Here is a 16,731-nt window from a genome sequence, read left to right as displayed (position 1 = left end):
AAAGATACCCGGACAACCGGGAAAATCAGTGAAGTAAGAGAGCAATTATCGTAAAAGCAGGTGCGTTTGTCGCCTGCTTGTTGTTTAAATTTTGTTGCATCGCACAAATACACGGCAATCAGTGCAGGAGAGCCGCGATTATGTTGACAATGGAAGAGGCCAGCATGAGCACGACCGCTACCCGTTATGTTTATCGTTTCGGCGGTGGCGTCGATGACGGCGGCAAAGGTGACAAGAACCTTCTTGGTGGCAAGGGCGCAAATCTGGACGGCATGGCCGCCATTGGCCTGCCGGTGCCTCCAGGCTTCACCATCACGACCGAAATGTGCACCCGCTATTATCAGGACGGCGGCGTCTATCCTGAAAGCCTGAAGGCCGAAGTCGCCAACGGAATTGTGCATATCGAGGGCATCACCGGCAAGAAATTTGGCGACAAGGCCGACCCGCTGCTCGTGTCCGTCCGCTCCGGCGCGCGCATTTCGATGCCCGGCATGATGGACACGGTGCTGAACCTTGGTCTCAATGATGAAACCGTGCTTGGTCTGGCTGCTACCTCGGGCGACGAGCGGTTCGCCTGGGACAGCTACCGACGGTTCATCCAGATGTATTCCGACGTGGTCCTGGAACTCGACCATGGCGCCTTCGAAGAGGCGCTGGAGATCGCCAAGGAAGACCAGGGATACACGCTCGACACCGAAATGACCGCCGACGATTGGAAGGCGCTCGTTGCGGAATATAAAGGTCTTGTTTCAAAGCTTTGGAACAAGCCTTTCCCGCAGGATGTCAATGACCAGCTATGGGGCGCGATCAGCGCCGTGTTCGGATCGTGGCAGGCTGATCGCGCCAAGGTCTATCGCCGCCTGAACTCGATCCCGCATGATTGGGGCACCGCCGTCAATGTGCAGGCGATGGTGTTCGGCAATATGGGCGATAGCTCGGCCACCGGCGTTGCCTTCACCCGCGACCCGGCCACTGGTGAGAATGCCTATTATGGCGAATATCTGATCAACGCCCAGGGCGAGGACGTGGTGGCGGGCATCCGCACGCCGCAATATCTCACCAAGCAGGCGCGCGAACGGGCAGGGGCCAAGCCGCTGTCGATGGAAGAGGCGATGCCGGAAACCTATGCCGAGCTGGCGCGGGTGTTCCATATCCTCGAAACCCATTATCGCGACATGCAGGACATCGAATTCACGGTGCAGCAGGGCAAGCTCTGGATGCTCCAGACCCGATCGGGCAAGCGCACCGCCAAGGCTGCGCTCAAGATCGCGGTGGACATGGCGAGTGAGGGTCTGATCACGGAGGAAGAAGCCGTGGCCCGCGTTGATCCCGCCGCGCTCGACCAGCTCCTGCACCCGACGCTCGACCCCAAGGCGCCTCGCGATGTGCTGACCAAGGGCCTGCCTGCTTCTCCGGGCGCGGCGTCGGGCGCGATCGTGTTTGACGCCGATACCGCCGAGCGCCGGAATGAACTGGGTGATTCCGTCATCCTCGTCCGCGTCGAAACCAGCCCTGAGGACATTCATGGCATGCATGCGGCCAAGGGCATCCTGACCGCGCGCGGCGGCATGACCAGCCACGCCGCCGTGGTCGCGCGCGGCATGGGCCGTCCCTGCGTCTCCGGTGCGGGCAGCCTGTCGATCGACAATGCCGCCAGGACTTTGCGCATCGATGGCCGGACGCTGAAGGAAGGCGACATCCTCACCATCGATGGTTCAACAGGCGAAGTGATGGCCGGTGAGGTCCCGACCGTGCAGCCCGAACTGGCAGGTGATTTCGGCACGCTGATGGGCTGGGCCGACAAGGTTCGTCGCCTCAAGGTCCGCGCGAATGCCGAAACTCCGCTGGATTGTCAGACAGCCCGGGATTTTGGCGCGGAAGGCGTCGGTCTCTGCCGCACCGAGCATATGTTCTTCGACGCCGCCCGCATCACCGCGGTCCGCGAGATGATCCTCGCCGACACGGAAAAGGGACGCCGGATTGCGCTGGAAAAGCTGTTGCCGGAACAGCGCGACGATTTCGCGCAGATTTTCATGGTGATGGCCGGTCTGCCCGTTACCATCCGCCTGCTCGACCCGCCGTTGCATGAATTCCTGCCGCATGGCGAAGCTGAGTTCGAGGAAGTGGCGAAGGCGGCTGGCGTGGGTGTGGAAGCGCTGAAACGCCGTGCCGCAGAATTGCATGAATTCAACCCGATGCTGGGCCATCGTGGTTGCCGTCTGGGCGTCACTTATCCCGAAATTTATGAGATGCAGGCCCGCGCCATCTTCGAAGCCGCGCTGATCATCAAGCAGCGTAGCGGCGACGCCCCGATCCCGGAGATCATGATCCCGCTCGTGGCCACGAAGAAGGAACTGGAATTGATGAAGGCGATCGTCGACAGCGTCGCCAAGCAGGTTTTCGAGGAACAGGGCGCCAGCGTCGAATATCTGGTCGGCACCATGATCGAGCTGCCCCGCGCTGCACTCAAGGCCGGCGAGATCGCTGAAGTCGGCGAATTCTTCTCCTTCGGCACCAACGACCTGACGCAGACCACGATCGGCATCAGCCGCGATGACGCCGGGCGTTTCCTGACGCAATATGTCGACAAGGGCATATTCGCCCGCGACCCCTTCGTCAGCATCGACGTGGAGGGCGTGGGCGAATTGATCGAGCTTGCCGCCGAGCGCGGCCGCGCCACCCGCGACGGCATCAAGCTCGGCATCTGCGGCGAACATGGCGGCGATCCGGCGTCTATCGCCTTTTGCGAAAAGACGGGTCTCGATTACGTATCGGCCTCGCCTTATCGTGTGCCGATTGCCCGCCTTGCTGCCGCTCAGGCAGCGCTGGCGAACCGGAAGTGACAGGAAAGGGGGCGGTTTTTCGCCCCCTTTCCTTTTAAACTGGCGTGGCGCGATGATCATGGTCCCGTGCACGGCCATGTTCGGTGCGTCCATCTAATAATCGGGCCTGTTCCCGCCATTCCTCACGGGAAATAACGCCGGGTTTGAGGCCGAGGCGTGTTTCCAGCGCGGCTTCTTGCTCTGCGCTGATTGCCGCGATCTGGTCATAGCGGTGGTAGCCGGCTTTATTGAGCGCGATTTCGTCCTGTGGCGTAATGCCGCTTATGCGGCTGAAATCGTCCCGGTCATGCGCGCGCTCAATGGTACCGACGGCAGTGCTTCCATGAACAGGAACGGATTGCCGTTCCAGTTCCGCAATCCTCTGCTGCGCAGCGGTCAGCCGGACATCCCGGTCTTTGGCCGTCTGGGCATGGGCAAGCTGTTCATCGCGCCACCAGCGCTTGTACTTGCCACGCCCGCTCATGATAAGGCCCAGCAGGAGCCCGATCAGCAGCGCAATCGCCAGCAGCGCGATTTCGTTGGGGGTAAAGGTCATTTCAGCATCCTTTCCTGCCCGTCGAACGACCGGCGCCGAACAAGGTTGCGGTTGGACATCTCCAATCGGGCAGCCTGCCAAAAAAGTGCAAAAAGAGCTTGCCCAAATGTCTGGTCGCTTCTATCTGCGCCACTCCAACGCACCCGTAGCTCAGCTGGATAGAGCATCAGACTACGAATCTGAGGGTCGGACGTTCGAATCGTTCCGGGTGCGCCATTTCCCTTGTAATCATCATTACCGCTGGCATCCGGCATGAGTTCGCCGGCACTATGCGTGCTCTGCTGCGGCATCATTTTTTTAATTGGCGACGGGCGTGTTTTGGGCTTGCCAGACTGTCCGGCCCCTTCTATCTGCCCATCCACAACGCACCCGTAGCTCAGCTGGATAGAGCATCAGACTACGAATCTGAGGGTCGGACGTTCGAATCGTTCCGGGTGCGCCATTTCCCTTGAAACGTTAAAGCAGGCGCATTCCCGTCAGGCGTTTGCGATCCGGATCAGGCCTTCCAAGTCGGCATGATCTTCCAACTGCATTGCAATCTGGTCCAGGGCATCATTTACAGATGCCTGATAATCGCCGGACGCAGCCTTGTGACCCAATCGCGCGAGAAAGGCGGAGCGCAGCGCGGTGCTGGCGAACAGGCCGTGGATATAGCTCCCCATCACCGTGCCATCGCCGTTTGATGCGCCGTCCGGACGATCGCCCTCCAGCAGCGCGAACGGGTGCAAGCAATCGGGGCCGTCGGTGCGTCCGACATGCATCTCATAGCCAGAAAAGGCCTGCCCCAGCGCGACTCCGTTCGTTCTTTCCAATATCTTGATCGCTGTGAGCCGGGTTTCCACGTTCAGCAGGCCAAGCCCTTCGACGCTGCCGGGCGATCCCTCGATCCCGTCCGGGTCTTCAATCCTGCGGCCCAGCATCTGGTAACCCCCGCAAATCCCCAATATCGGTCGCCCGCGCCGATGATGGGCGCGAATGTCGATGTCCCATCCCTGATCGCGAACCGCCTGCAGATCGGTGATCGTCGCCTTGGAACCCGGCAGGATGATGAGCGTGGCCTCAGCCGGAATGGGCTGTCCCGGCGGCACCATCATGACCTCCACCCCCGGCTCCAGTTTCAGGGGATCCAGATCGTCGAAGTTGGCGATCCGCGGCAGGATGGGGCAAGCGATCAGCAGCTTTTCGTCCAGTCCCCCCCGCCGGCGTTCGAGCACCACCGCATCCTCGCTGGGCAGGCGGCTGGCCTCGCCAAGCCAGGGAATGACGCCAAAGCCCTGCCAGCCGGTCAAATGCTCGATATGGCGATAGCCATCCTCGAACAGCGCCGGATCGCCCCGGAACTTGTTTATCAGAAAACCTCGGATCATAGCCGCATCGGCGGGATCGATCACGGCCTTGGTTCCGGCGATGGCGGCGATCACGCCGCCGCGGTCGATGTCCCCGACCAGGATCACCGGCACATCGGCTGCCCGGGCGAAGCCCATATTGGCGATGTCGCCCGCCCGTAGGTTCACTTCAGCCGGTGATCCGGCGCCCTCCACGACGACGACGTCGCATTGCGCCTGCAACCGATGATAGCTGGCGAGCACGGCCTCCAGCAATTCTCCGCGCGCCGACCGGAAATTCCCGCTGCCGAGCTTGCCGCGAACCTGGCCGTGGACGACAAGCTGCGACGTCCGGTCGGCCTGAGGCTTCAACAGTACCGGGTTCATGTCCGTATGCGGCTCGACGCCCGCGGCCATGGCCTGAAGCGCCTGCGCGCGCCCGATCTCTCCGCCATCACTGGTGACGGCAGCATTGTTGGACATGTTTTGCGGCTTGAAAGGCCGGACGCTATATCCACGCCGAACCAGTGCCCGGCAAAGGCCGGCCACCAGCAAGGATTTGCCGACGTCCGAGCCTGTTCCCTGAAGCATGATTGCAGCCATGGAGTCGCTCCTGCATGGAGCAGGCGGCAGATACAAGTCTACAGAGAGTTAAAGGGCGCTGCGTCGCAGTTCTACCGCATCCAATATCATGCCGCCGGCCATGAACACGCTGCCGGTGCAGGCCAGGGCAAGCAGATGTCCACCCGTGCCCGGATATTGCTGCATATAGACGAATCCGCGCTCGGTCGCGCCCAGGGCCAGGGCGTAGATCACCAGAAACGCCTCGAACTTCGTCTTGATCGTGAAGAGGCGCTTGATCCGTTCCATTTGGTCCCACCCGGCCTGCTTGCCGTCAGGGAACTAGATCGCCCGAAAGTTGCAAATGGTCAACAAGGGTTAACCATGATTGTTCGATGCGGGCGATCAAACGGGTATCGACAAGATCGTCGGGCACAATGGTTTCGGGCCAGTAATTTCGGACGATGTCGGCAATGCCGTCCAGCTTTGCCTCATCGACCAGGAAGCGGGGATCGATATTCGCCGGATCGGCCACCACGCGCAGGCGAAGGCAGGCGGGACCGCCGCCATTGGCCATGGACTGCCGCACGTCGACGGGGACGAGCCTGCGGATCGGACCGTTGCCCGCCACCATCTGTTCCAGCCATGCCCAGATGGCCGGCATGTCTCGCGCCTCGGTCGGCAGGATCAGCGCCATGCCTGCCCCGGGCGAAGACGAGCCGCCGTCATCGGGCAGGGTCACGAGTTGCGCATTGAAGATATAGCTGCGGATTGCGTCGGAGAGGCTTATGGCACTGGCTGGAACCTCCACGATTTCAACCGACGGCAGCTTGGCGCGGAGATCGGCGTAGAAACGCTCCTTGTCGGCAAAGGCGTGCTCATGGGTGAAAAGCACGCGCTCGTTGGCGACGGCGACGACATCATTGTGGAACGCGCCCGCCGCGATCGCTTCTTCCGACTGCATGACGAACAGGGTGCGATCCGGATCCAGCCGATGCAGCCGGGCGACAGCCTTGCTTGCCTCTATATGCTGGCGAGCGGGAAAGGGGCCGCCCGATTGGCCATAGACGAATATTTCCACTCCCGCTTCGCCATGGCTGTTACACAGGCGCATATGATTGGCCGCGCCCTCGTCGCCAAAGGGGGCGGGGACGGGGCCATGGACGGCAAAGGCCCGGCGGTCGGAAAAGACGAGTCGCAACTGAGCGAGCGTTTGCGGCCATTCATGGCTGCGATGTGGCATGGTGACGAGATTGGCGACGGTCAGATGCGTGCGCCCATCCGCCGTATCGGGAGCGGGTGAGACGGTCGCGGCATTGGCCGCCCACATGGAGGATGCCGACATCGCGGCCGCCCGGATATGCGCCTCCGCATTGCCGACATCAGTCCCCAGCGCCGACAGCCAGGCGCCATCCGGGCGCCATTGGGGCAGGAATAGGCCCTGCGTCAGTCCAAGCCGCAGGTTGGACCGCATCTTTTCTATGCCCTGCAACGCCGCCGCCCTGGGATAGGAGATCGCTCCCGCATTGCGCGCCGACGCTAGATTACCTGGGCTGAGGCCGGCATAATTGTGGCTGGGACCGACCAGGCCGTCGAAATTGATCTCTCTTGCCCTCATGCCCGTTCCGCCATGGTGAATGACTGGCCCGGCTCCAGCCCCAGCAGTTCCGCAGACGCCCGGTCGAGCGAGATGCCGCCATCGTCGCACTCCATCACGAAGGCGTAGGTGCAGCGGAAATCCGCGAGCCGTCCGGTGGTCACCAGCATCTTTTCTCCGCCCTTCTCATGCACGGCCCCCAATCGCGCATCAGACGCGTGGGCTATGGTGCGCAGCGCGTTGATCTGCCCCACCATCGTCGGGCCGCCATCGAATATGTCGACATAACCCGGATTGGTGAAACCTTCCGTCTCCAGCATGCGCATGGCCGCGCGGCCATTGGGATGGGGCATACCGATGACGCCGCGGGCACTGTCGGTCAGCATGGCGGTGTAGATCGGCGTCTTGGGCATCAGGTCGGCAATGAACTGGTTACCGTTCACTGCATTGAACTCGTCCGCTTCCTGAAAGCTCATGCCGAAAAAGCGACCCGCGAGACCATCCCAGAAGGGGGAACCGCCCGCCTCGTCGATGACCCCCCGCAGTTCCGCGATGATCCGTTCCCCAAAGCGCGCCCGATGGTTGCGGATGTAGAGATAGCGGCTGCGCGCCAGCAGCAGGCCAAGGCCCTCGGCGCGCTCGCGGGGGTGCAGGAAGAGGCCGCCAACCTCCGTCGACCCTTCCAGATCGGTGACGAGCGAGAGCATTTCCGCCCTGAAGGTGCGCGACAGTTCCCGGCTATGTTGGGTCAAAACGCCCAGCCGATAGGAATAGAAGGGCCAGCTTTGCCCTACCTTGCTGAAAATCTGGCAAGTGCCGCGGACCTGCCCCGTCTGGCCGTTTTCCAGCACCATGACGATCAGTTCGTCCTCAACCCCCTCGCTTTGCCGGGCCAGCGCCTGTTCCGTACGCTCCAGCTTCGCGACCAGCGACTTTCGGTCGGGCGGCAGATTGGTGAAGCCGCCGCCGGTCAGCTTCGCCATTTCATAGAGGGTCTGCAGATCGTCGGCGCGCGCCGTACGCATGAAAAAACTCACGCCTTCACCCCCGTCCTGAAATGCCCTTGTGCAATACGCAGCAACGTCAGCGCCGATAATTGCGCCCGTTCGGCCAGGCTGTCGACGATCAGATATTCCTTATCGCTGTGAATATCGCCGCCGCGTACACCCATGGTGTCGACCACGGGCACGCCGCAGGCCGCAATATTATTCCCATCGCACACCCCGCCGGTATCGCGCCAGGCAATGGAAATACCCAGATCGGCACCGCATTGCCGGACCAGTCCGAAAAGGGCTTCCGCCTGCGCATCCATCGGCTTGGGCGGCCGGCCGAAGCCGCCATGCAGGTGGAGCATGACTTCGTGCTCCCGCGCGATCATCGCCATGACGTCTTTCAGCAGCAGGTCGGCAGCCTGTTGGTCCGCGAAGGTCTTTGGCCGGAAATTGACGTGCAGAACCGCATGATCGGGCACGACATTATTGGGACTGCCACCCTCGATCCGTGCGGGATTGCAGGAAAAGCCGGCACCGCTCGCCGCCTTCAGCCGCAGCGCCAGGTCGGCCGCGGCGACGATGGCGTTGCGGCCCTCCTGTGGATTGCGGCCAGCGTGCGCGCTGCGCCCGGTGATGACAATAGCAAAATTGCCGCTACCGGCGCGTGCCCCCGCCAGCGTGCCGTCAGGCAATGCCGGTTCATAGGTGAGGGCGGCGAGCTTGCCCGTTGCAACCTGCTGCAACAACGCCGCCGATGAAGGGCTGCCGACCTCCTCATCGCTGTTGATGATGACGTCATAGCCCAACTGCATTACATCCGGTGCGGTTTCCACGGCACGCAAGGCTGCCAGCATGACGGCCAGCCCGCCCTTCATATCCGCCACGCCCGGTCCATTCAGCGTGACCGGATCGATCCATCGCAACGCCTGAAAGCTGTGGTCGGCGGGAAACACCGTATCCATATGGCCGGTGAGCAGGATCTGCACCGGGGCTTCAGGCCTCACCGACAGGCGCAGGTGGCTGCCATGCGCGACCATGGCCAGAGCGCCGTCGGGCCGGACTGTCTCCACCGGCGCTGGATCGACAAGGGAAATGGCGCCAGGAAGGCTGGCAAAGGCGTCGGCGAGCATGGTTGCCATGGCGGCAAGCCCGGGAAGATTGCGCGACCCGCTGTTTACCGCCGCCCATTTTTCAGTCTGGGCGAGCATGGGCGCATCTGCCGCGCTTTCCATGACGCTCTGTTCGAACGACGAAAGACCTCTCATCCTGCGAACCCTATCAGAGCGGAGGGCGCCCCTCCACCCCGCTTCTAAAAGTCGTAGGTAAGGGTCAGGCGGCTCATCGTGTCGGAATCCCGAGCCGACAGCAGCGTTTCCGATTCATATTGCACATTGTAGGAAAAGGCGGCCGACCAGCGTGTTCCGACCTTCGTCACCAGCGAAGTCAGCGAATTGAGCGTGTAGACGTCACTTTCCGCATAGCCGGACGCTGTCTGCTTGAATGTCAGCACCGGCGTCAGTCGCCAGGCGACATCCATCGATGCACGGGCGCCCAACTTGGTTTCCTGTTCACCTGCCACATATCGCGCATGCCGAATCGACGGGCCGGCATCCAGCGCCAGATCGACCGGATCGCTGACAATCAGCTTGTAACCGATACCCGCCGACGCGGTGTATCGCGCGTCATAGCCGATCGACGTGTCCCGTTCGAATTGAGTCAAGCCATAGGCAAAGCCTCTGGGATCGAACTCATAACGCGGCTCATAGCTGGCGGTGTAGCGTTCGCGCGACGTGATCCCGTTGGCGCGACGGTAATCGACGCTGGCGGCCAGCTTGTGCGACCACTGGATTCCGTTGCGTTTGACTGCGGCACTGGCGCTGATGCCGATCTCTCTTGTGGAGCCGGTGGAACGGAATCCGCCCGCTTCGAACTTGCCGGTCCACAAATCGGTAAAGCGCGCTTCTCGGATCACGGCTTCGTGCGTGGCCTTGGTCCGCGCCTTCCAACTGTTGACCATTCGCTGGATTTCGTCGGCGGAACCGGGGTTGGTCTGCTTGGCGATCTTGGCGACGGTCGCGATCTCGGTCTCATTGCCGTTGGCAATCGCGGCTTCCATCATTTCCCGGACCGACGGCGGTAGAAGCACGGGATAATCGGCCAGCGCCGGCGTGGAGAGGAGGAGAGGGAGAGGGGCCAGCCAATAACGCATGCGCCCCTTCATACCGAGACGGCAGAGGATTTTAATCCCTGTTTTCAGATCAGATCCCTGAATTCCTGAAGAATATCCCGATACAGCTTGCGCTTGAAGGGCACGATCAGGTCCGGCAGGCTGTCCGGATCGGTCCATTTCCATTCGCGAAATTCCGGATGCGCCGTCTGGATATCGATATCCTCGTCCGAACCCAGGAAGCGGGCGAGAAACCAATATTGCCGCTGGCCACGATATTTGCCGCCCCACAGCTTGCCGACCAATTCGGGCGGAAGGTCATAAAAATGCTCTTCGCGCGCCTTGGCTATGATCTCGACATGATCGCGGACGATGCCGGTTTCTTCGTTCAGTTCGCGAAGGGCAGCGGTCTTCATGTCTTCACCGTCATCGATGCCACCCTGCGGCATCTGCCAGGCCTCCACCGCATTGTCGATTCGCTGGCCGACGAACACCTTGCCCTCCATGTTGACGAGCATGATACCCACACATGGCCGATAGGCGAGTTCTGATTCATTTGGCATCGACGCCATCATAGTCCCTGGTCGTTAATCCCGAAAAGCCGGATCCGGCTCGTTGATTGTGCAGTGCAAGAATAGGCGGCAAGCGGCCGCACGTCCATGCCGGAAAAAACCCGACGCGGCGATTTGTGCTTTGCTTCGCTTCAAATGGGCGAGGGCTTGGAACAGCAGGCGGGTCATGGCATGGCCGCGTGCATGTCGGATCCCGTCATCCTCTGGTTTCGCCAGGACCTGCGTCTTGCCGATCAGGCCGCACTGGCGGCCGCCGTGCGTGATGGGCCGGTGATTCCCGTCTATGTGCTGGACGATCACGCGCCGCGCCAATGGAAAATGGGCGGCGCATCGCGCTGGTGGCTGCATCACAGCCTGGAAAGCCTGGACAATGATCTTCGGGAAAAGGGATCGCGCCTGATCCTGAGGCAGGGCAGAAGCATCGATCAGATTATCCAGATCGCCGAAGAAACAGGCGCCCGCCGTGTCCACGCACTGCATCATTATGAGCCTTGGTGGCGCAATGCGGAGAAGGCGATCGCCAAAAAGCTGGACCTCTGCCTGCATGACGGCGCATTGCTGCTTCCACCCGGCGCTGTGCGGACCGGCACGGGGACCAGTTACCGGATTTACACGCCGTTTGCCCGCGCGGTGATGGAGCATATGCCGCCGGCCGGGCCGGTTCGGGCACCTTCGCGGATTGATGGGCCACGACATTGGCCCCAGGGTGAGTCGCTGGAGCAGTGGGCGCTTCTACCCACGAAGCCTGATTGGGCTGCCGCCTTTTCGCAGGATTGGACGCCGGGGGAGGCTGGCGCGCGGGCCAATGTCGCCGCATTCCTGGATGAGGTGGCCCAATATGACCATGCCAGAAACCTGCCGTCGCGGGAGGGAAGTTCGCGCCTGTCGCCTCATCTTCATTTCGGGGAAGTCTCACCCGCCCATGTCTGGCACCGGGTTGCCGAAGCGCCCGGCGATGCGACGACTTTCCTCAAGGAACTGATCTGGCGCGACTATGCCCATAACCAGATCTGGGCCATGCCCACCTATGGTTCGGAAAATGCGAGGCCAGCTTTCAATCACCTGCCCTGGCGCGATCTCCGCGAGGCGGGAGGCGACTTCAGCGCCTGGAAGACCGGGCGCACCGGCTATCCCATCGTCGATGCGGGCATGCGGCAGCTTTGGGCCACCGGCTGGATGCATAATCGCGTCCGCATGATCACGGCCAGCTTTCTGATCAAGCATCTGCTGATCGACTGGCGGCATGGCGCGCGCTGGTTCTGGGACACGCTGGTCGATGCGAGCTACGCCAACAACAGCGTCAATTGGCAGTGGGTTGCAGGCAGCGGCGTGGATGCCAATATATTTTCCCGGATCATGGCGCCCTTGACCCAGTCGGAGAAGTTCGATGCCGCGGCCTATATCAGGACCTGGGTGCCGGAACTGGCGCATCTGGAAGATGACATCATTCACGATCCCAACGCCCATGATGCCAGACCGCCCGATTATCCGGCCAAGTGCATCGGTCATCGGGAGGGGCGCGAAAGGGCGCTCGCCGCCTGGCGCGGGATCAAGCCATGATTGCGACGCAGTAGACCATTGGGCAGAGTGAAGGCATGAACGTCATGGAACCCCGCCGCGGCCGGGCGGCAGTGCCGATCAAGCGGCCGCTGGAGCGCCGTGCTCACGGCTGGCCGGATCATCTCGTCGCGCGGCAGTTTCACAAACTGCTCGACCGCATTGATTTGGGGCTGGAGCAGGGGGCTCTGCATGCCATTCTGCCCGACGGCAGCCAGCGCCTGCTGGGTGGTCGTGCGCCGGGGCCGGAATGCGAGGTCCATCTTCGGCTCTGGCGTGCGTTGCTTCGTCTGGCCGCGGGAGGATCGGCGGGCTGGTACCGTGCCTGGGCGCGAGGGGAGTGGACCAGCCCCGACCCGGTTCCGCTGTTCGCCCTGTTCATGGCCAACGCCGCCAGTCTGGGCAATGTCGCCCGGCCGCATGGACCAGCGCGCTGGATCGGCCGATCGCTCCATTGGGCAAGGCGCAACAGCCGCAAGGGATCGCGGCGCAACATCGCCTATCATTATGATCTGGGGAATGACTTTTACCAGCTATGGCTGGACAAGGGCATGCATTATTCCAGCGCCCTTTTTCGCGACCCTGATGATCGGATCGAAAGCCTGGAATGTGCGCAACATCGAAAGGTTGATGCCATTCTCGACAGGCTCGACCTTCGTGAAGGCGATGCGCTGCTGGAAATCGGTTGTGGCTGGGGCGGCTTGGCCGAACAGGCGATGGCGCGTTGTCCGATCCGCTATGATGGCCTCACCCTTTCGGTTGAGCAGGCCGATTTCGCGCGTGACCGCCTGGGGCCGGGCGCGAACATCATATTGCGCGATTATCGTGATGCCCAGGGCCAATATGAGGCCATCGCCAGCGTGGAAATGGTGGAGGCGGTGGGGCAACGCTACTGGCCTGCCTATGTTGAGGCGATCGAGCGGCTGCTCAAACCGGGCGGCCGGGCAGCGATCCAGTATATATTGATCGATGATGCGATATTCGAAGGCTATGCCAGAGGCGCGGATTTCATCCAGACCTATATTTTTCCCGGCGGCATGCTCATGTCGGAAAGCCGGTTTCGGGCGCTGGCCGAGGCGAAAGGCCTGGTGTGGCGCGATGTACGCCGTTTTGGCCTGCATTATGCTGAAACGCTGCGGCGCTGGCGCGAACGCTTTGATCGAGCTGTGGACAAAGGCTGGTTGCCGCCCGGTTTCGACCAGCATTTCGTCGACCTCTGGCGCTATTATCTGATGTATTGCGAAGGCGGCTTTCGCGGTGGAACTATCGACGTGGCGCAGGTTACGCTGGTGAAACCGGATGATGAAACCGGATGAGGTGAGGATTGGCGGATAGCCGGTGCTCTCCGCCGGACATGGCGCGTTACGGCAGAACCATGGCCCAATCCTGCCGGCCCGCCCTCAATCCATGCGGGTCCGAAAACCGCCCGGTGTATCGGCAATCACCAGATCGACGATAGCCTGTCCCACCAGTTCAGGCGCCTTGAGCGCCGACGGATCTTCGCCGGGGAATGCACGTGCCCGCATGGCGGTGCGGGTGGCGCCAGGATCCATGATATGGGTGCGAATGGCAGAGATGTTCTTCACCTCCTCGCCATAGGCTCCCACCAGCGTTTCGAGCGCCGCCTTCGAAGCACCATAGGCGCCCCAATAGGCCCGCGGTTGCGCCCCTACCGAAGAGGTGATCGCCACCACGCGTGCATCGCCGCTCGCCCTCAGCATGCCGTCGAAAGCAGCGATCAAGGCCTGAGGCGCCGCGACGTTGAGCGTGAGCAACCGGGCAAATTCCTTGGCGTCGATGGCCGGGATCGAAGCCAGGCTGCCCAGCGTCGCGGCATTCAGCACCAATATGTCGAGCGCCTGCCACCGGCCGGAAATCGCTTGCGCCAGCCGCCCGATGCTTTCGCCGTCGATCAGGTCGAGGGGCGCGATCGTCGCGCTGCCCCCCGCCCGATGAATGCGCTCCTCCACCTCTTCCAGTCCGCCCGTGGTGCGCGCGGTCAGGATGACATGGGCGCCCGCGGCGGCAAGCGCCTCCGCAGTGGCGGCGCCGATGCCGCGGCTTGCGCCCGTGATGAGGGCGAGCTTACCGGAAAGGGACTGGGACGACATGAATATCCCTCTTGGAATCAGGAAGAAGCGAGCCCCGGAGTGGTAAAGCGCCGGGTCATCGGTATCGAGGTGGGAAAGACGATCAGACCACGCGCTCGGCCAGCAGTTCGAGCTGGTTCTGCACCACAGCTTCATCCTGGTCGGTCAGCGTCGTGGGATAGTCGCCGGTGAAGCAGGCATCGCAATATTGCGGCCGGATGTCGGCGCGCTTCGCTTCACCCAGCGCCTTGTACAAACCATCGATGGATATGAACGACAGGCTGTCGGCATGGATGAAGTCCTGCATCCCGCCGATATCCAGGCGATGCGCCAGCAACTTGGTGCGCTCTGGCGTATCGACGCCATAGAAGCAGCTATGCTTCGTCGGCGGGCTGGCGATGCGCATGTGCACTTCCTTGGCGCCTGCTTCACGCATCATTTGAACGATTTTCAGCGAGGTAGTTCCGCGCACGATGGAATCATCGATCAGGACGATGCGCTTGCCCTCGATCAGCGCGCGATTGGCATTATGCTTCAGCTTTACGCCAAGGTGCCGGACCTTGTCGCCCGGCTGGATGAAGGTACGGCCGATATAATGTGAACGGATGATGCCCAGCTCGAACGGAATGCTCGATTGCTGGGCATAGCCGATCGCCGCCGGCACACCGCTGTCGGGCACGGGAATGACGAAGTCCGCCTCGACCGGGTTTTCGATGGCGAGTTGGGCGCCGATGGCCTTGCGGACTGAATAGACGCTGGATCCGTCAACGACGGAATCGGGGCGGCTGAAATAGACATGTTCGAATATGCAGGGGCGTGCATGCGTGTCGCCAAAGGGACGATGACTGCGTACTTCGCCGTCATGGGTGACGATGACGAGTTCGCCTGGGTCGATCGAACGGACATGTTCCGCGCCCACGACGTCGAACGCCACGGTTTCCGAAGCGAAGATGATCGACTCGCCCAGCTTGCCCATGACCAGCGGACGGATGCCCAGCGGGTCACGGCAGGCGACCATGCCTTCGGGCGTCATCACGATCAGCGAATAGGCGCCCTCGACCTGCTTCAGCGCGTCGATGAACTTGTCGAGCAGCGTCCGGTAAGTGGACGTCGCCACCAGATGGATGATGACCTCCGTATCGGAGGTGGACTGAAAGATGGAACCTCGGCGGATCAATTCGCGACGCAGTTTCATGGCATTGGAGATATTGCCGTTGTGCGCGACGGCGAAACCCCCTGAACTCAATTCCGCGTAAAGCGGCTGGACATTGCGGAGCGATGTCTCGCCTGTAGTGGAATAGCGGACATGGCCGCAGGCGGCGGTACCGGGAAGGGCCCGAATCACTTCGTCCCGATCGAAATTGCCGGCCACATGTCCCATTGCCCGATGGGTATGGAAATCATGGCCGTCCCAGCTGGTTATGCCTGCGGCTTCCTGACCACGATGCTGGAGGGCATGAAGGCCAAGGGCGACCATGGCAGAAGCGGTTTCAGCGTTGAAGACGCCGAAAATGCCGCATTCCTCACGCAGTTTGTCGTCGTCGAACGGGTTGGTCGTAAACATGGGTTCTTGATGGTCCACTGCCGATCCTGTCCGCACCTGTCGGGCGGCTTTCGCGCGCATATAGTGCGTCAGGGACAGTTTGTCGCCTGCCTGTCACAAAAAAGGGGGGAGGTGGTTCCGGCCGGCCGCCGTTTTCGGGCGATGAAATTGGGAAAAAGGCCTACTGGCCTTGAGCCCACGGGGAAGCTAATAGCCTCGTCTCATGCATCGTTTCGCCAATCCTGCACGCTTCCTCAAAATTGCCCGGCCGTTGACCGCCTGGCTGTTCTGGCCGGGGCTTGTCCTGTTGCTGACAGGCGCGGCATGCGGCCTGTTCGTGACGCCCGCGGACTATCTGCAGGGCGATACGGTGCGCATTCTCTATATTCATGTGCCTGCAGCATGGCTGGGGATGGGTGGATGGACCGGGATCGCCATCGCGGCCCTCATGCAACTCGTCTGGCGTCATCCTCTGGCGTCGATCGCGGGCCGCGCCATCGCCATGCCCGGCGCATTCTTCACGGCGATCTGTCTCATCACCGGATCGATCTGGGGGCGGCCGACCTGGGGAACCTGGTGGGAATGGGACGGGCGGATGACATCCATGCTCGTGCTGTTGTTCCTTTATCTGGGCTATATCGCGCTCGCCAACGCCAGCGCGCGACAGGGCAACGGCGGAGTGAGCCCGGTGACCGCCATTTTCGGGCTCGTCGGCGCGATCAATATCCCGATCATCAACCGCTCGGTCGTGTGGTGGAACAGCCTGCATCAGGGGCCCAGCATCACGTTGCGGGGATCAAGCATCGATGGAGCGCTTCTCTGGCCGCTCGGCTTTACCTTGATCGGATTCACCTTGCTTTTCGCCGCGATCGTGTTGATGCGCATGCGCGCCATATTGGCGCAGAACAAGATCGAAGCGCGCATGCAAAGGCTGGCGCGGGGGTGAGGA

14 protein-coding genes and 2 tRNA genes are annotated in these 16,731 nt (G+C 61.8%); 6 read left to right on the top strand and 10 right to left on the bottom strand.

Features of this window, described 5'->3' with window-relative positions; genetic code table 11:
• The first annotated feature begins 140 nt into the window (after window positions 1-140).
• Window positions 141-2,843 (top strand): pyruvate, phosphate dikinase, encoded by a 2,703-nt coding sequence (gene ppdK, locus MRBLMC3_RS03530; protein ID WP_363825845.1) that lies wholly within the window; start codon window positions 141-143, stop codon window positions 2,841-2,843.
• Window positions 2,844-2,877: 34 nt separating this feature from the next.
• Here the strand turns inward: ppdK and MRBLMC3_RS03525 are convergent, their stop codons facing one another.
• On the bottom strand, window positions 2,878-3,378 hold the full coding sequence (locus tag MRBLMC3_RS03525) for a hypothetical protein (RefSeq protein ID WP_363734724.1): 501 nt from the start codon (window positions 3,376-3,378) through the stop codon (window positions 2,878-2,880).
• 139 nt (window positions 3,379-3,517) lie between these two features.
• Between MRBLMC3_RS03525 and MRBLMC3_RS03520 the strand changes: the two genes are divergently transcribed.
• A tRNA-Arg gene (locus tag MRBLMC3_RS03520) sits at window positions 3,518-3,594 on the top strand.
• 149 nt (window positions 3,595-3,743) lie between these two features.
• Window positions 3,744-3,820: transfer RNA gene (locus MRBLMC3_RS03515), tRNA-Arg, on the top strand.
• A 34-nt stretch (window positions 3,821-3,854) separates the two neighbouring features.
• On the opposite strand, the gene MRBLMC3_RS03510 is transcribed toward MRBLMC3_RS03515, so the two are convergent.
• Genes MRBLMC3_RS03510 through MRBLMC3_RS03480 form a run of 7 tightly spaced genes read right to left on the bottom strand, consistent with a single transcriptional unit; the run spans window position 3,855 to window position 10,592 of the window.
• Window positions 3,855-5,306, bottom strand: a complete 1,452-nt coding sequence (locus tag MRBLMC3_RS03510; RefSeq protein ID WP_363825842.1) for a cobyric acid synthase — start codon at window positions 5,304-5,306, stop codon at window positions 3,855-3,857.
• 48 nt (window positions 5,307-5,354) lie between these two features.
• On the bottom strand, window positions 5,355-5,573 hold the full coding sequence (locus MRBLMC3_RS03505; RefSeq protein WP_133652086.1) for a hypothetical protein: 219 nt from the start codon (window positions 5,571-5,573) through the stop codon (window positions 5,355-5,357).
• Between the two features lie 25 nt (window positions 5,574-5,598).
• Window positions 5,599-6,882 (bottom strand): N-succinylarginine dihydrolase, encoded by a 1,284-nt coding sequence (locus MRBLMC3_RS03500; protein WP_363734728.1) that lies wholly within the window; start codon window positions 6,880-6,882, stop codon window positions 5,599-5,601.
• Window positions 6,879-7,898: an arginine N-succinyltransferase gene (locus tag MRBLMC3_RS03495; RefSeq protein WP_363754695.1), complete on the bottom strand. Its 1,020-nt coding sequence runs from the start codon at window positions 7,896-7,898 to the stop codon at window positions 6,879-6,881. The genes MRBLMC3_RS03500 and MRBLMC3_RS03495 overlap by 4 nt, the downstream gene beginning before the upstream one ends.
• Window positions 7,895-9,118 (bottom strand): hydrolase, encoded by a 1,224-nt coding sequence (locus MRBLMC3_RS03490; protein WP_363825839.1) that lies wholly within the window; start codon window positions 9,116-9,118, stop codon window positions 7,895-7,897. Before MRBLMC3_RS03490 ends, MRBLMC3_RS03495 begins: the two co-directional genes overlap by 4 nt.
• Window positions 9,119-9,162: 44 nt before the next feature.
• The gene (locus tag MRBLMC3_RS03485; protein WP_363734734.1) at window positions 9,163-10,062 is read right to left on the bottom strand and encodes a DUF481 domain-containing protein; all 900 of its coding nucleotides are present in this window, start codon (window positions 10,060-10,062) and stop codon (window positions 9,163-9,165) included.
• Window positions 10,063-10,106: 44 nt separating this feature from the next.
• Window positions 10,107-10,592 (bottom strand): RNA pyrophosphohydrolase, encoded by a 486-nt coding sequence (locus tag MRBLMC3_RS03480; protein ID WP_363825837.1) that lies wholly within the window; start codon window positions 10,590-10,592, stop codon window positions 10,107-10,109.
• A gap of 183 nt (window positions 10,593-10,775) precedes the next feature.
• Here MRBLMC3_RS03480 and MRBLMC3_RS03475 point away from each other — a divergent pair, with 183 nt between their 5' ends.
• Window positions 10,776-12,152 (top strand): cryptochrome/photolyase family protein, encoded by a 1,377-nt coding sequence (locus MRBLMC3_RS03475; RefSeq protein ID WP_363825834.1) that lies wholly within the window; start codon window positions 10,776-10,778, stop codon window positions 12,150-12,152.
• 35 nt (window positions 12,153-12,187) lie between these two features.
• Window positions 12,188-13,465, top strand: coding sequence for a cyclopropane-fatty-acyl-phospholipid synthase family protein (locus MRBLMC3_RS03470; RefSeq protein WP_363825832.1), 1,278 nt, complete (start codon window positions 12,188-12,190; stop codon window positions 13,463-13,465).
• Between the two features lie 84 nt (window positions 13,466-13,549).
• Here MRBLMC3_RS03470 and MRBLMC3_RS03465 read toward each other — a convergent pair whose 3' ends face one another.
• Together MRBLMC3_RS03465 and purF are read right to left on the bottom strand one after the other, a co-directional pair.
• Window positions 13,550-14,260, bottom strand: a complete 711-nt coding sequence (locus MRBLMC3_RS03465) for an SDR family NAD(P)-dependent oxidoreductase (RefSeq protein ID WP_363825831.1) — start codon at window positions 14,258-14,260, stop codon at window positions 13,550-13,552.
• 82 nt (window positions 14,261-14,342) lie between these two features.
• On the bottom strand, window positions 14,343-15,803 hold the full coding sequence (gene purF / locus MRBLMC3_RS03460) for an amidophosphoribosyltransferase (protein WP_363735376.1): 1,461 nt from the start codon (window positions 15,801-15,803) through the stop codon (window positions 14,343-14,345).
• Window positions 15,804-16,005: 202 nt separating this feature from the next.
• Between purF and ccmC the strand changes: the two genes are divergently transcribed.
• On the top strand, window positions 16,006-16,728 hold the full coding sequence (gene ccmC / locus MRBLMC3_RS03455) for a heme ABC transporter permease CcmC (protein ID WP_363734743.1): 723 nt from the start codon (window positions 16,006-16,008) through the stop codon (window positions 16,726-16,728).
• Window positions 16,729-16,731: the final 3 nt, after the last annotated feature.

Source organism: Sphingobium sp. LMC3-1-1.1, from assembly GCF_040676285.1.
In the GTDB taxonomy this organism is placed as follows: domain Bacteria; phylum Pseudomonadota; class Alphaproteobacteria; order Sphingomonadales; family Sphingomonadaceae; genus Sphingobium.
The sequence above is the reverse complement of the archived record's forward strand: the minus strand, read 5'-3'. Positions and strand labels throughout refer to the sequence as shown.